This window comes from Psychrobacillus sp. FSL W7-1457, from assembly GCF_038593405.1.
GTDB lineage: Bacteria > Bacillota > Bacilli > Bacillales_A > Planococcaceae > Psychrobacillus.
The window spans coordinates 1,265,505-1,280,710 of record NZ_CP151993.1 but is presented as its reverse complement, the minus strand read 5'-3'; the positions used below and the strand labels follow the sequence as shown (position 1 = coordinate 1,280,710).

At 37.7% G+C, this 15,206-nt stretch carries 13 protein-coding genes and 1 pseudogene; all 14 read right to left on the bottom strand.

The features are described 5' to 3' along the window. Window positions 1–150 precede the first annotated feature (150 nt). The 14 genes and pseudogenes from ftsZ to mraZ all read right to left on the bottom strand — a co-directional run bounded on the left by ftsZ (window position 151) and on the right by mraZ (window position 14,774). Window positions 151–1,314 carry a cell division protein FtsZ gene (gene ftsZ, locus NSQ95_RS05975; RefSeq protein ID WP_169358990.1) on the bottom strand — a complete coding sequence of 388 codons (1,164 nt, stop codon included), beginning with the start codon at window positions 1,312–1,314 and terminating at the stop codon, window positions 151–153. A gap of 41 nt (window positions 1,315–1,355) precedes the next feature. Further along, a complete protein-coding gene (gene ftsA / locus NSQ95_RS05970) occupies window positions 1,356–2,648 on the bottom strand; it encodes a cell division protein FtsA (RefSeq protein ID WP_169358989.1) in 1,293 nt (430 codons plus the stop codon). A 99-nt stretch (window positions 2,649–2,747) separates the two neighbouring features. Beyond that, complete coding sequence (locus tag NSQ95_RS05965; protein ID WP_169358988.1) at window positions 2,748–3,098, bottom strand: small basic family protein; 351 nt, start codon at window positions 3,096–3,098, stop codon at window positions 2,748–2,750. Between the two features lie 2 nt (window positions 3,099–3,100). After that, window positions 3,101–3,820 carry a DUF881 domain-containing protein gene (locus NSQ95_RS05960; RefSeq protein ID WP_340884265.1) on the bottom strand — a complete coding sequence of 240 codons (720 nt, stop codon included), beginning with the start codon at window positions 3,818–3,820 and terminating at the stop codon, window positions 3,101–3,103. 24 nt (window positions 3,821–3,844) lie between these two features. Then, the gene (locus tag NSQ95_RS05955; RefSeq protein ID WP_340884267.1) at window positions 3,845–4,564 is read right to left on the bottom strand and encodes a DUF881 domain-containing protein; all 720 of its coding nucleotides are present in this window, start codon (window positions 4,562–4,564) and stop codon (window positions 3,845–3,847) included. Beyond that, window positions 4,542–5,339 (bottom strand): FtsQ-type POTRA domain-containing protein, encoded by a 798-nt coding sequence (locus tag NSQ95_RS05950; protein ID WP_342560473.1) that lies wholly within the window; start codon window positions 5,337–5,339, stop codon window positions 4,542–4,544. Before NSQ95_RS05950 ends, NSQ95_RS05955 begins: the two co-directional genes overlap by 23 nt. Window position 5,340: 1 nt before the next feature. Next, window positions 5,341–6,399: pseudogene (locus NSQ95_RS05945) on the bottom strand (putative peptidoglycan glycosyltransferase FtsW); the annotation flags it as partial. Between the two features lie 49 nt (window positions 6,400–6,448). Further along, window positions 6,449–7,807: a UDP-N-acetylmuramoyl-L-alanine--D-glutamate ligase gene (murD, locus tag NSQ95_RS05940; RefSeq protein WP_342560472.1), complete on the bottom strand. Its 1,359-nt coding sequence runs from the start codon at window positions 7,805–7,807 to the stop codon at window positions 6,449–6,451. A gap of 1 nt (window position 7,808) precedes the next feature. Further along, on the bottom strand, window positions 7,809–8,780 hold the full coding sequence (mraY, locus tag NSQ95_RS05935; protein ID WP_340884275.1) for a phospho-N-acetylmuramoyl-pentapeptide-transferase: 972 nt from the start codon (window positions 8,778–8,780) through the stop codon (window positions 7,809–7,811). A gap of 53 nt (window positions 8,781–8,833) precedes the next feature. Beyond that, complete coding sequence (locus NSQ95_RS05930) at window positions 8,834–10,699, bottom strand: penicillin-binding transpeptidase domain-containing protein (RefSeq protein ID WP_342560471.1); 1,866 nt, start codon at window positions 10,697–10,699, stop codon at window positions 8,834–8,836. Between the two features lie 102 nt (window positions 10,700–10,801). After that, window positions 10,802–12,964, bottom strand: a complete 2,163-nt coding sequence (locus NSQ95_RS05925; RefSeq protein WP_340884280.1) for a penicillin-binding transpeptidase domain-containing protein — start codon at window positions 12,962–12,964, stop codon at window positions 10,802–10,804. Window positions 12,965–12,999: 35 nt separating this feature from the next. Continuing rightward, window positions 13,000–13,374: a cell division protein FtsL gene (ftsL, locus tag NSQ95_RS05920; RefSeq protein ID WP_340884281.1), complete on the bottom strand. Its 375-nt coding sequence runs from the start codon at window positions 13,372–13,374 to the stop codon at window positions 13,000–13,002. Then, window positions 13,375–14,325, bottom strand: a complete 951-nt coding sequence (rsmH, locus tag NSQ95_RS05915; RefSeq protein ID WP_298471949.1) for a 16S rRNA (cytosine(1402)-N(4))-methyltransferase RsmH — start codon at window positions 14,323–14,325, stop codon at window positions 13,375–13,377. 17 nt (window positions 14,326–14,342) lie between these two features. Then, window positions 14,343–14,774, bottom strand: coding sequence for a division/cell wall cluster transcriptional repressor MraZ (mraZ, locus tag NSQ95_RS05910; RefSeq protein WP_169358978.1), 432 nt, complete (start codon window positions 14,772–14,774; stop codon window positions 14,343–14,345). Window positions 14,775–15,206 lie beyond the last annotated feature (432 nt).

The window sequence follows — 15,206 nt, the reverse complement described above, 5'->3', positions numbered from 1 at the left end:
TATAGAAAGATTTATGGTATGAGTTTTTTTCGAAATCACCCCAACCATTAACATAGCCATAAAAAAAGACTATAGACATTTCAAATTTCTTTGAAAGTCTATAGCCTGAGCAATCGCTATTAACCTGATTACTTTTTATCTATTAACCTATTAGTTTCTGCGATTACGATTTCTTAAAAATGTTGGTATATCTAAAGCATCATCTTGGTGGTTATGAGTTGGAGCAGGACGTTCCTGCTGATAAGAAGGCTGCGGTTGAGACTGTGGCTCTTCTTTTCTAGTTTCACGCTGTGTAGTAGCTGCTTGCTGTGCACGTGCAGTTCCAAAGCCTGTCCCTCTAGGTTGTTTTTGCATAATTACTTCTTCATTAAAACCGGTTGCAATTACTGTTACTACAATCTCATCTTTCAAGTTATCATTGATAACCGAACCAAAGATCATGTTAACTTCTTCATCTGAAGCAGATGCTACGATGTCTGCAGCTTCTTGTACTTCAAATAAGGAAAGATTTGAGCCGCCAGTGATATTCATTAATACACCTGTCGCTCCATCAATAGAAGTTTCAAGTAACGGACTAGAAATAGCCTTTTTAGCTGCTTCTGCTGCTCGATTTTCTCCTGCAGAAATACCAATCCCCATTAGTGCTGCTCCTTTGTTAGACATAATTGTCTTAACATCGGCAAAGTCTAAGTTAATAAGACCAGGAACTGCGATTAAATCTGAGATACCTTGAACACCTTGACGAAGAACGTTATCAGCTTCTCTAAATGCTTCTAGCATTGGAGTATTTTTGTCTACAATCTCCAATAGGCGATCATTAGGAATGACAATTAGTGTATCAACGGCTTCCTTCATCATGCCAATCCCGCCTACAGCCTGTGTAGAGCGCTTGCGGCCTTCAAATGTAAATGGACGTGTTACTACTCCGACAGTCAAAGCACCTAAGTCACGAGCGATTTGAGCTATTACAGGAGCTGCTCCTGTACCAGTTCCGCCACCCATTCCCGCTGTTACGAAAACCATGTCTGCACCTCTTAGTGCTTCTTCTATTAACTCTTTACTTTCTTCCGCTGCTTTTTTACCTACCTCTGGGTTAGCTCCTGCTCCTAAACCGCGAGTTAGTTTACCACCAATTTGAAGTTTTACTTCAGCTTTTGACATGTTAAGGGCTTGTGCATCTGTATTTACAGCGATAAAGTCTACCCCTTGGACACCATGTTCAATCATACGATTTACTGCGTTATTTCCGCCGCCACCGACTCCAATAACTTTAATAATTGCTAATTGATCTTCGTTTGTTTCAAATTCTAACATGCTATTGCCTCCTATATTCTTTCAACTATGATAAAGTTTTCTCATTCAAAGAACTTGTCAAAAAGTTTCTTCGCCTTACTCATTGCACTCTCTTTGTTTTCATTGTTTGAATTTTTTTGTGGTTGTTTTTGTTTTTTAGTGCTTGCTACTACTTCATTGTGTGCCATTTGAGATAATGCATGGCTATTGCCAATTTTACCATAGAAAAGATCTTCTTTATAGGCATATCTTATAAGGCCAACAGCTGTTGTATATTGTGGTTCTCTAACGCCGATATAATCTGGTGTGTACAGTCGAACACGCGATTGTAATATATGTCTCGCCAATTGTCCGATACCCTCAAGTTTAGCAACTCCACCTGTAATTACTACTCCACCTGGGAGATCTTGTAATCCCATTCGGTAAAATTCCTCTAGAATTAACTCAAATAGTTCTTCTAGACGTACCCCAATAATCTCTGCTATATATCGTTGAGAATATTGCTCTTTCATATCAGCACCAATTACTGGTACTTCGAATAACTCATCATCTGACGCGTCATCGTAAAAGGCATGTCCATATTTTAATTTTATCATTTCCGCTTGTTCTGTAGGGGTTTTTAAAACGATAGATAAATCTTTAGTTATATGATCTCCACCTACAGGAATAACAGCAGTATTGACTAAATGACCTTCTCTGAATATTGCAATGGTTGTAGAGCCTCCACCAATGTCTATATAGGCAGTACCATGATTTTTTTCATCCTCAGTTAAGGCAAAATGTCCTGCCGCCAATGGTTGCAAATATATTTCTCTAATTTGAAGGCCTGCTCTTTCCACACATCGTAACACGTTATGTAAAATCGTTTTGGATGTCGTCATCATTAAACCATCTAATTCTAGACGAGTTCCAATCATGCCTCGAGGATCTTTAATCTCTTCTAAATGATCCACGATGAATTGTTTGGGAGCAATGTTAATTAGCTCTCTTTCAGGAGGAATAGACATTACTTGAGCAGACTCTAAAACACGGTCCAAATCTGCGTCTGTTATTTCTCTATCCTCTCGATTGACAGCGACAACACCTTTAACGTTTTGTATATTCGCTAAATTAGCGGGTATACCTAACACTATTTCATGTATAGACATTCCTATCATTCTTTCAGCCTCACCAACGGCTTTTTTGATCGATTGAACAGTTGCATCTATATCAACAATGGTGCCTTTTCTAATACCGTTTGATTTAACATTTCCTACTCCTATTACATGCAGCGAGTCATCACTCATTTCACCTATTAATACTTTAATGGAAGACGACCCAATATCTAATGATACGTACATTTCTGATTGATTCACCCGTGGCACCTCCTAATAACTCTTTATTTATTATTCTATTGTAAAAAACCTATAAAGTCTAAAATTTTCTAAAGAAATAGTAAATTATAGCACAAAACATTATCTTTTTGTTCTCTCAGGCCATTTTGTTAATATTATTCGACGAATCACAGCTATATTTTGAAAAAGTCGAACACCGAAAGCAAAGATGGCTGCTAGATATAAATCTACCCCTAAATGGACCCCCAGAAAGGCGAGACCAGCAGCTAAAGCAATATTAAAGAAGAAACCGGAAACGAATACTTTATCATCATAAACTTGTTGAAGTTGTGCCCTAATTCCTCCAAACAAAGTATCTAATGCAGCTAAAACAGCAATGGATAAATAGCTTTCATAAACCTCTGGAATTTGAATATCAGTCATTAAGCCAAGTGATATTCCAAGTATTAATCCTAAAAACGGCAACCACATAACTATTCTCCCCCTGGCACTTCTTGTAAAAATTCCATATTTACTGATTGATCAAAGGCCTGTATTGTAACCTCATCTTCCGGTTCACCTATAGTTAGTCTTAGATTATCAATGTAGAAATTATCTCCAATAGGAGATGCTTGTAGCTGGTTATACATTTTCTTAGCGTCTTCTAGTGTTAATGTGCCAATTTTAATAGTGAAGGGGGCCTTTTTTATTGTCAGGTTATTAACCGTAGTCCTTCCGTTTACATCACGTATAGCAGAGGAATATACAATCCGTTTGCCATCCACTTCTACTGCCTCCGCTTTAAAGCGATTAATCTCATTGATTAATCGAATTAATAAATCAGGAGATATTTCTTCTATTTGCTCCCCCACCATCATACTCTCTATAGAGGGTTCAATTGTTATGGTTAGTCCTGGACCTTTAAAATCCGCAATTCCAATATCCTGTTTTAATTGTTTAACGGTTTCATTTAAAGCTATTTCAGGACTTTCATTGACCATATTGTCATACTTGCCAACTGTCTCCTCTAACAGGCGTACTTCCGACAACAATTCAGAATGTAGCTGTGTTTCCGTGGCAAGCTCTTGGCGAATCTCCCATACATCACGCGTATCGCGAGTTTCTGGTTGTTTTACTGTATTGTATTGAATGGCAATCATGAAACCAACGATCAACAAAATTATAGTAAACCGAATATAGACGGTTTTTTTCATGTATTCGGCCCTCCTTTGCCTTTGTTAATTTTGGTCACTACGCAAGGCAGGCATCATAATGTTACTCTTTTCTTCAACGGTGACTACGATATTATCGTTTGTTAGCTGATCTACAATACCGCCACCTAAGTTAACCGATGCTAGTAATACCTTTGGATCACCTACGGCTTCAACTGTGAAAGGCGCGGGAAAAGCTCGTCCATCGACTGTTATCACTGGGCCAGTACACGATATGTAAGATTGGGCATGAAGCCTTTGTCCATTAATAGTAATTGCTTCTGCTCCAGATATTTTTAGCTCATTTATCACTTTAAATACATGACTTTCGTGAACAATGTAATCATTCGGGTTTTCCTGAGAAGGATTATACTCACCATCCTGCAAAGCTATTGAAATGCCCTTCCCCTCAGATGGAATGTCTCCCATTAGTAACCGAAGCATTTCGGCTTCCTTTACTAACTCTTCAACACTTTCTTCGCTATCCACAAATGACTTTTCAAAAACTCTAATAGCCTGTTGTTTTTTATTTATCTCTTCTGTTAATTCCTTATTCATTTCCTTTTGTTCTATTAGCTGCTCTCTGTACTTTTGTATTTCCAACGAATAGCTATTACTACCCTCTATTTCTTTATCCGCAGATGCCATGCTATAGGAATAAGCTAAAATGAACCCTAATACTAAACTAACCAGCGAGATAAGAATACGTCCACGAAAAGGAACATTAAGACGACTCCTCTTCTTCATCCTCAATGGCCTCCTCACCCTCAGTTTCATTTAAAACCTTTTGATAGGGTTCAAAATATGACCCTACCTCCATATCGATTACCCCTTTTTGATCTGGGTTTATTTGTGAAATAATCGAAGGATAATAATTCATTTTACTTGAAAATGACGGGATTAGAGCTTGTACCTCATTACCATCATTCATAAAAACTTGAATGGAGTATATATCATTCTCTGTTGGGACGTAATTTATTTGAGAGATAGTTAATAACACTTCACTATTCAACTTTTTAAGTTCTTTTATAAGACGTAATCGAATTTTTTCATCTTCAAAATCTGCGATGATTGGCCCTTCGATAGGCACAATCTCATCTTCTGGAATTATGGTCTTACCATTTTCCAAAATTATTTGAAGTGCATTTTCCTTTTCTACATATCCAACCTGTTTAAATTCTTTAACTTCGATATGAATACTGGATAGCCATTTTCTTTTAACTTGTACTGATTCTACCCAATCGCTTTTCTCCAATGAATTTTCTATGTCTTTTTCCTTAAAGCTCCACATGGAATCTCCAATTTTCAGACCACTTTGTTCAACATAATGATTCACGGAGAAAAGCTTAGCCCCATCTAGCTCTATTTTTTGTACCTGACTATAAGACGATTGAAAATAAAGCAAGACCAATAGAGTAAAGACAAAGAGAAAAAGTAGAATGGAAAATTTTTTGTTTGTTCTACGTCTTCTTTTTTCTTTTAAGGTAGGTATTCGATCTTCGATATCGATGACTTTTTCCATTCTACCGCCTCCCTTCTGTACTAGATGTATTAGCCAAGTTTAAAATGATTCCGATAATCCCCCAGGTCATTACTAAGGATGACCCGCCATAGCTGATAAATGGTAAGGTTACCCCTGTGACAGGTAACAAGCCAGTTACCACTCCCATATTTAAAAACGTTTGTACAACAAGTAAGGAGGTTAAGGCTACTATCATTAATTGGGCCTCTCTTGTCTTCGCACGGGAAGCCATCATATAGCTAGTAGTGAAAAAAACAACAAAGGCAGAGATTACAACTATCCCACCGATAAATCCCGTTTCCTCCAATAAAATGGAGAAGATAAAATCATTCTGTGGCTCTGGCAAATATAAAAACTTTTGGCGACTATTTCCATAGCCGAAACCGAATAGACCAGCTGGACCAATGGCTAAGAGTGATTGAATTGCTTGAAATCCAGAACCTAAAGGGTCTTTCCAAGGGTCCAAGAAAGCTTGGATCCTAACTAACCTATACGGAGCAGAAATGATTAGTGCTGCTAAACCTATTACCCCAGATAATCCAATGGCGAAAAAAAACTTTAAAGGAAGTCCTGCAGCAAATAACAGCATAAATACTGCTACAACTAATACAAAAGCAGATCCAAAATCTGGTTGAACCATTATTAACCCTATTGGCAGCAAGAGTAGAAGTGCGCTACGCATATATAGTTTACCTTTGTTTTTTGGTTCCTTTGCCAAAGCTAAAGCCAACACGCCTAATACAGCAATTTTAGACAGCTCTGCAGGCTGAAAGTTGGTAAAACCAAGAGATATCCAACTCTGTGAACCATTCCGTACGACACCGATACCAGGAATCAATACCCCTATAAGCAATACCACCGATATGATATATAAAACGTGCCAAAATGTGGGAAGGCGGAGAAATGATTTATTTTGTATAAAAAATGCTCCTGCCACCCCAACTATTAAATACAAGCTCTGTTTCAAAGCGAAAGGCGTTTGCCCTTGATAATGAACCTCGCTCCAATACGATCCGGCTGAATGCACAAACAAAATCCCAATAATTGATAAAAATAATACAGACGATAAGAATAGTAACTTACGTTTATCTTTCGATTATTTCATCCTTTCAATTATTCGTTAAAGATTCAACAACCTTGATGAATTCATCCCCTCGAATTTCAAAGCTCTCATATTGATCCCAGCTTGCACAAGCGGGAGAAAGAAGAATAATGTCTCCTTTTTCTGATACCTCCACAGCTAACCGGGTGGCTTCCTCTAAATTAGAGACTCTTTTCACGAAGGGTATATGGTTCTCTTCTCCAAATTTCTGAAGTCTTTCCGCTGTTTCACCATAGTGTACAAGTGCTCTTACATTAGGTAAATAAGGAATAAGCTGATCAAACGAATGCCCTCGATCGACTCCACCTGCTATCCACACGACAGGCTCAGAAAACCCTTCTAACGCACTTTTGGTAGCCAGCGTATTCGTAGCTTTAGAATCATTGTAGAACTTACGTCCATCTGACTCTAACACAAACTGTGTGCGATGCCTTACACCTTGGAAGGTTTGTAATACAAATTTAATACTTTCTAGCGAGCAGTCTGACAAAATAGCTACAGCAGTTGCAGCTAATACATTTTCCAAGTTATGCTTACCTCGTAGTGCAATAATGGAGCGTTCAAAAAGTTGTTCACCATTCCAATATACAAATTGATCGTCGGCACTTATACCGTTGGCTGTCTTTTTGCTGACATAAAAAGGAACCTTTTGTGCTTGGCTTTTATCAGCATAATCTTGAACTAACTGTTGCTCTGCATTATAGACAAACCAATCATTTTCATCCTGCATTTTGGTAATATTAAATTTTGCGTCTGTATATTCTTGATAATCCTTATGATAGTCCAAGTGAGCCTCATATAAATTCATTAAAACTGAAATTTTAGGTTTTAATTGTTCAGTTCCCATCAACTGAAAGGAGGATAACTCCATAACAATTGTATTGTCTGCAGTCGCCTTTTCTGCGACCCCAGAGGCAACAGTTCCTATATTACCCGCAATCAATGGTTGCTTAGAAGCATGATTCAACATTTCGTATATAAGGGTCGTTGTAGTAGTTTTACCATTTGACCCCGTAATTCCAATCATGGGAGCATCACTAATACGATACGCAAGCTCTACTTCTGTCCATACAGGAATACCTCTTTTAATAGCTTCTGCAACTACACTATTCGTATAAGGAATTCCAGGATTTTTTACGATTAAATTAAACCCTTCATCCAACAAGTCTTCTGGATGACTACCGCAAATGACTGTCAATCCTTTGGTCAAAAGATATTGAGCATTTTCATTTTGCTCAAATGGCTTGGAATCATTAACTGTGACAAATGCTCCTAAGTCATGCAAGAGCTCAGCAGCAACTGTACCGCTTTTGGCTAAGCCTAAAACAAGTATTTTTTTATGATATACAAAAGGTAGCTGTTTCAATTTACATAACCTCCATAATCACTACAAACATTGCAGCCGCAAAGTTAATAGCCCAAAATACGGTGACAACTTTACGTTCACTCCAGCCAGAAAGTTCAAAATGATGGTGAATCGGACTCATTTTAAATATTCTCTTACCAGTAGTTTTAAAGCTAATGACCTGTAATATAACCGATAATGTTTCTATTACAAAGATAATCCCAACGATCAATAGAAGCACTTCTTGTTGAACAAGAATTGAAACCATAGCTAGTGCTCCACCTAAAGCTAGTGATCCAGTGTCTCCCATAAAAACTTGAGCGGGATTTTTATTGAACAATAGAAAACCTAACAAGGCTCCAGCAACACTAAAGGCAAAAATTGCAATATCCGTTTGTTCGTATATTAAAGCAAGCACTCCAAAAGTAGCGAAGGATACTGATGCTGTACCAGATACAAGACCATCTAACCCATCTGATAGGTTTACTGCATTGGAGAAGCCAACTAGCCAAAACACTAAAAAGGCAACATAGAACTGACCTAGAGAAAGCGTAATTTCAGTCCATGGAATGGAGATTGAAGTATCAAATGGACCTAGCTTTAACAAGAAAAAGGCAATAATCGCAATAATTATTTGTCCGATTAGTTTTTGTAGAGAAGTTAAGCCTAGATTTCTCTTTAAAACTACTTTTATAAAATCATCCAAGAACCCAATTAACCCAAAGCCCACTAATACTAACAACAATACGATTGACTGTGTCGTAAGCTTGTCAAATATAAACGAAATAGCAAGTGTTGTCACAATGATTGAGGTTAAAAATATTAAACCACCCATGGTAGGTGTTCCAGCTTTTTTCTGATGGGATTCTGGCCCCTCTTCTCTTATACTTTGCCCAAATTTCATCCTTCTTAAATAGGGGATAATAATCGGGGCAAGTATAACAGATACTAAAAAACTAGCAATAAGTGTAATTAACGTTGTAGACAATGTCATAAAAAAATCTCCTTAAATACGCACAACTAATCATGAATGTACTATAGTTATTTTTATTTTGTGTAAACATGTATAGTCCCATCTAACGGAATAAGACTGTTTTCTTTCGGTAATTGAGTTAAGATTTCATCTCCATCGCCGTGCCAAACAATTTGAAACGGATACATGTACGATGTAATTTCTTTTCTTTTAGTTCCTACAAGATTTGGGACGCGGACGGTTTGAACATCTCCCCATCTATAATCTTTCTCTAATTGTTTACCTCCACCTGTAACCTCAAGTGAATCTTCAATAATTTGACCTACTATCGGTGCGGCAATTACTCCACCAAACTGAGTACTATGCTTTGGATTATCAATTGCTACATATACTATAAGTTCTGGTTTATCCGCAGGAGCAAAGCCGATGAAAGAAACAATGTACTCTCCATCCATATATCGGCCGTTCTGAACCTTTTGTGCAGTCCCAGTTTTTCCACCTATCCGTAATTGGTCTCTATAGGCGTTTCTACCGGAGCCATGAGCAACCACGTGTTCAAGTGCCTCACGTACTTTTTGAGAAGTTGCTTCTGATACTACTTGCGTTTTCATTTCTGGTTCTGCTGTAGATAGAATTTTATTTGTTTCTCCGTCCACAATGTTCTTTACAATATAAGGCTTATATAAATAGCCGCCGTTAATAGCCGCTGCTACTGCTTGAACTTGTTGAATCGGTGTGACAGAAATACCTTGGCCAAATGAAGTGGTTGCATGTTCAACTGGTCCATAAGCATCTTTACTAAATAGAATGCCCGAAGATTCTCCAGCCATTCCAGAACCTGTGGATTGACCAAATCCAAACTTCTTTATGTACTCTGAAAGCTTGTCAGGTCCAACTCTCCTGCCTAATTCTATAAATCCCGGGTTACAGGAATTTTCTACAACTTCCAGAAACGTTTGGCTACCATGCCCTTGTCGTTTCCAGCATCGCAGTCTTGCTCCTTCTACAATTGTGTAACCAGCATCATGAAAATGGTCATTATCTAAGTTAACAACATTTTCTTCGAGTGCTGCGCTAAGCGTAATAATTTTAAACGTGGATCCAGGTTCGAATGTCATCCAAACTGGTAAGTTACGATTGTAAATAGTAGAATCAACTTCTTGATAAGAAGAAGGGTCAAAATTTGGAGCCGAAGCTAATGCTAGTATCTCTCCATTATTAGGATTCATTACAATCGCAATGCCTTGCGTTGCCTCATATTTATCCATTGCTTGTGACAATTCTCTCTCTACTACGGTTTGAATTTTCATATCGATTGTTAATTGGACATGGTTACCATTTTGTCCATTTTTCCAACTGTCATCAACATGTGGAAGTGGAATTCCTTTAGCATCTGTAAACATTCGAATGGCTGATTCTTTGCCCTTCAAGACAGAATCGTATTGATATTCGATTCCAGCAAGCCCCTGGGCATCATATCCGGTAAAGCCTAACAATCTCGAAAGCATTTTACCATGCGGGTAATCTCTGACATAGTCAATACCAGCATACAGACCCTTAACATTTTTATCTTGAATCTGCATAGCTAAGTCAGACGTAATGTTCTTCCCTGCTGGAGCAATTTTAACAAGATAAGCTCTCTTGTTAATTTGTTCGTATAGCTTACTCTCTTCCACTTCTAACAATGGTGCAATTTCTTTTGCTACCTTCTCTGGTTCTTTATTTTGGGAAGGCATATAGAAAAGGGTAGGAGATAGTTTGTTACCAACTATTACCTCCCCATTTCGATCAAGAATATTGCCCCTTTCAGAAGCATAAGGCAGCTCTCGGTCCCAGCTTTCCTTAGCTTTAGTAGTCAATTCACTGAACTGAAAAAACTGAAGCTGAATAAGCTTTCCCGCTACCGCCAGAAACAACAGCAGCGTAATAACCCATATCATCCGTAGCCGAATTACTTGTTTAAGTTTAGATATTACGTTTTCTCCTTTATGTCCGTTTTAGATAGCTTATGAGAAAACGTCCTTAACTATTCTAGCACTCTTCTAGTCTTGCGGTAGTTCTTCCAATTCTTCTTCCTCTACGCTGTTTTCAGCAATTTCCTTTGGGCTCGACAATTGAACTACAATCGGTGAGTCACTAGTCACAACTGAGCCAGCTGTTAAACTTTGCTTCGACACAAAGCCATCTCCTATTATTTCAATTGGTAACCCAGAAAGTGACTTATAAATCATAAGATTTCTTTTTGACCATCCTGCAAAGTTCGGAAGTACTATTTCCCCGCTCCCTTTTATAAAAGCAGTTCCTTGAGAAATAACAGAGGTGCCAGCCTTAGGATATTGCTCTAACACCTGATCCAACTGTCCAATTATAACAGTTTTTAATCCTTGAGTTTCTAACGCCATTTGGCTGTCTAACACATTTTTACCAATTAAATCAGGCATTTTTATCGGTTTAGATAATTCAAGGTTTTCTGGTTCTATATTTAAATATTTCAAGCTATTTTCAGTAACAGAATTAAATATTTCAGATACTGGTTGAGAACCAACTTCGGTATCTTTAATCTTCGGTTTCTGAACAGCAACATACACGATTAATTGAGGATCCTCTACAGGAGCCATCCCTAAAAAGGAATATAGGAATAGCTGTCTTCCCCAAAAGTAGCTTCCATCCCCTTTTGGAATTTGAGCAGTACCAGTCTTTCCTGCAGAAGTATATCCATTCAACTTAAAGCGTTGGGCCGTTCCATGCTCCGATGTAACAGTGCTTGCCAGAATTTCCTTTACCTGATTAGCAGTGCTTGCTGAAATAGGAGATTTCTTTTCTACTGGTTCATTGTCATCGACAATCTCTCCTGTATTAGGATTAACGATTTTATCAATAACATAAGGCTGGTACATAGTTCCTTCATTTGCGATAGCTGTCATTCCTTGAACTAATTGAATAGGTGTGACAGTTACCCCTTGTCCATAAGTCGTAGTAACTCTGTTAATAGGATATCTATCGTTTACGATACCACTTGCCTCATTTGGAAGGTCTATACCAGTGGGCTGCCCAAAACCAAAACGACGAATATATTCTATAAAGGTTTCGTCACCTATTTTATTTAGTAAAAAGGCCATGGAAACGTTAGAAGATCTTTGGAATCCTTCTAGGTAAGAAATCGTTCCCCAACCAACTACATTATGATCTCTTATCGTACGATCATAAACTTTGTAGGAGCCTGATTTAAATTGATCATTTGGATTCCAAACACCCTCTTCAATAGCAGATGCTAAAGTAAAGATTTTCATCGTAGAACCAGGTTCTATCGTTTGCTCAATGGCTTCATTCAACCAATTGGTCGAAAGTCCTTCTCTCGTATTCGGTTCGAATGTCGGTCGTTGAGACATTGCTAATATCTCACCAGTTTTAGCATTCGCAACAATGGCTGTCATTTTTTCAGGATTATACTTTTCTTCTGCTTTATTCATAGCATCTTCTAAAAAGTTTTCTATTGTTTTGTCGAGCGTCAGGTGAATGTCATAGCCATCTTGTGCTTCTGTGATCATCTTGCTTGCATTCGGAAGTAAGAAGCCCTTTGTATCACTATGATATTCTACTTTACCTGGCACACCAGTAAGCTTTTTATCATAAATATACTCAAGTCCCATTTTACCCACTGCAATGGCTTCCCCATCCTTGTTCTCTTCCTTGAGAGCAAATCCAATTAAATGAGATGCAAATGTCCCATTAGGATATAACCTTTTTAAATCTTGGCTAAACTGAATTCCAGGAAGTTCTAAGCTCTTAATCTCTAACATTTTTTTATGACTAATATCTCTTCCAGCTTTGCCAAACTCGACTTGATACTTGTCCTTTTCAATACCTTTATTTAATATCTCTAGAATTTCTTGCTCTGACATATCAATATATTCTGCCAGTATTCTAGCCGTATCCTCTGGATCCACAACATGTCGAGGGACTTTACTATTACCTGAAACCTCTGCTCTCGTAATTGCAATCATCTTATAGCTTAAGGTATCTTCTGCAATTATCTCGCCATTACGATCTACAATATTGCCTCGATTTGCTGGTATTTCTTGAACACGTCCATACTTATCGTCTGCTTTTGAAGCTAAAACTTCCCCTTCTGCTGTACCTGTAACCTGAATAAATACAAAGCGGCTTAGCAATACAAAAAAGAGCCCTCCATAAAGTAAAAACATTAGAAAGGCTCCCCATTGAAAACGAAATTTTTTATTCATTGTCCTGGTACTACCTTTACGTTTTGCTCATTTAGTTTCAAGCCGAGTTCCTCTGCCTTTTTCCAAATTCGATCATAGGTAGATAATTCACGTACTTGTATGGACAAGTCAGTATTTTCTTTTGAAGTAGTATCTATTTGTTGTTCAAGTAAAGATATCTCTTTCGTAGTTGCTCTAACGTCTGTTTGAGTTTGAACAATCATTAACGAAAGCACAGTTACAACGATTAATAATCCTACAAATAAAAACTTTTCACCTTTAGATAGTATTTTACTCTTTATTTTTGCCGGCTTCTTTGGCTGTGGTGGTTGCTCTGGAAAAGAAGGCCTAGCTATGTATGTCTCTTCTGACTGATAGTTACGTAAAGCCATTTAAACACTTCCCTTTTCGATTAGTTTTTCCACAATGCGCAGCTTGGCAGATCTTGAACGGTTATTCACTTCTAGCTCTTCTTTCGAAGGTAATATTGGCTTTCTAGTTATTAACTTCAGCATAGGTTCCATTCCAGCTGGTATAACTGGCAAGTTTGGTGGCAACTCCGGTAGTGAGGACGCCTCCTTAAAGATAGTCTTTGTCAGCCTATCTTCTAAAGAATGGAAAGTAATAACGCTAACTCGTCCTCCCACCTTTATAAGCTGTATTGCATCTTCGAGTGAATCCTCAGCTGCTCCCAGCTCATCGTTCACTGCTATACGGACTGCTTGAAAAATACGCTTGGCTGGGTGCCCGCCCGTCCTTCTTGCTGCAGCCGGAATTCCTGCTTTGATTAACTCAACTAACTGGAAAGTAGTTTCGATAGGTGCAGTTTCCCTTGCCTGCTCTATTTTCCTTGCAATTTGCTTGGAAAACTTCTCTTCTCCATAACGGAAAAAGATTTTTACTAATTTTTCATAAGGCCATTCATTGATGACATGGAAAGCTGTTAATTCACTTGTTTGATCCATCCGCATATCAAGAGGAGCATCGTAGTTATAGCTAAAACCACGCTCAGGGGTATCTAGCTGAGGTGAGGAAACTCCTAAGTCATACAAAATCCCATCAACCTTTTCAATACCTAAATCATTTAAGGATTTTTTTAAATATCGAAAATTGGAGTGAACAAAAGTCACTTGATCCAAGTAAGGAGCTAATTTAACTTTTGCATTTTCGATAGCTGTCATATCCTGATCGAAGCAGATTAACCTACCATTTTCATTAAGCTGTTTGATTAAGTATTCGCTGTGACCGGCACCACCTAGTGTGCAGTCAACATAAATTCCATCGGGACGAATAGCTAGCCCATCTACCGTCTCGTGGAGTAGTACTGTTGTATGATGAAACAAGCTCTTCCCTCCATTTCTTATATATCAAAGCCGATCATATTCTCCGCAATGTCGTTAAATGAATCCTCAGAGTCTTCAAAGTATGTTTCCCAGGCTTCCTTCGCCCATATTTCCAGACGGTTGGACACCCCAAGAACAATACACTCCTTGTCCATTTTTGCATATGCTCTAAGATTACTTGGTATATTGATTCGGCCTTGCTTATCAATTTCTACCTCTGTAGCACCAGAAAAGAAAAAACGAGTAAATGCTCGTGCATCTTTTTTAGTTACAGGTAGTTCTTTTAATTTTTCTTCAAGCTTTCGCCATTCATTCATAGGATAACCAAATAAGCAATTATCAAGACCACGAGTTAAAACAAAACAATCCTCCAAATGCTCTCTAAATTTAGAAGGTATGATTATTCTCCCTTTAGGATCGACGTTATGCTGGTATTCGCCCATGAACATGCTACTCACCCCACTTTATGTCAATAACATACCACATCCCCCCACTTTCCTCCACAATTTTTTCGTAAATTAGTGGAGAAAATTTGAAAATGCGTAATTAGTACTTGTTAAAACACATTTAGAGCAAATATGACAAGGGTTTAGGAGAAAAAAGAGCTACCCATTTTTCAGAAGCTTAAACCTATAATTCGTTAAATTTACATTAAATTTAACTAACAAACTATGTAATAGATAAACAACATTTAATATTTCTAAAGAAGAGAAAATTAACAAAAAAACAAATTCATCTTAAAATATCTTATTTTTCGATTTGTAATATGATTATACAAGTCATAGTTTACATCCAATGGATTATAAAAAACGACTTAATTATTTCCCTTTCATCAATTTCAACTAATATAAATAAAACAAGAAAAGCACAACCGCCTATCC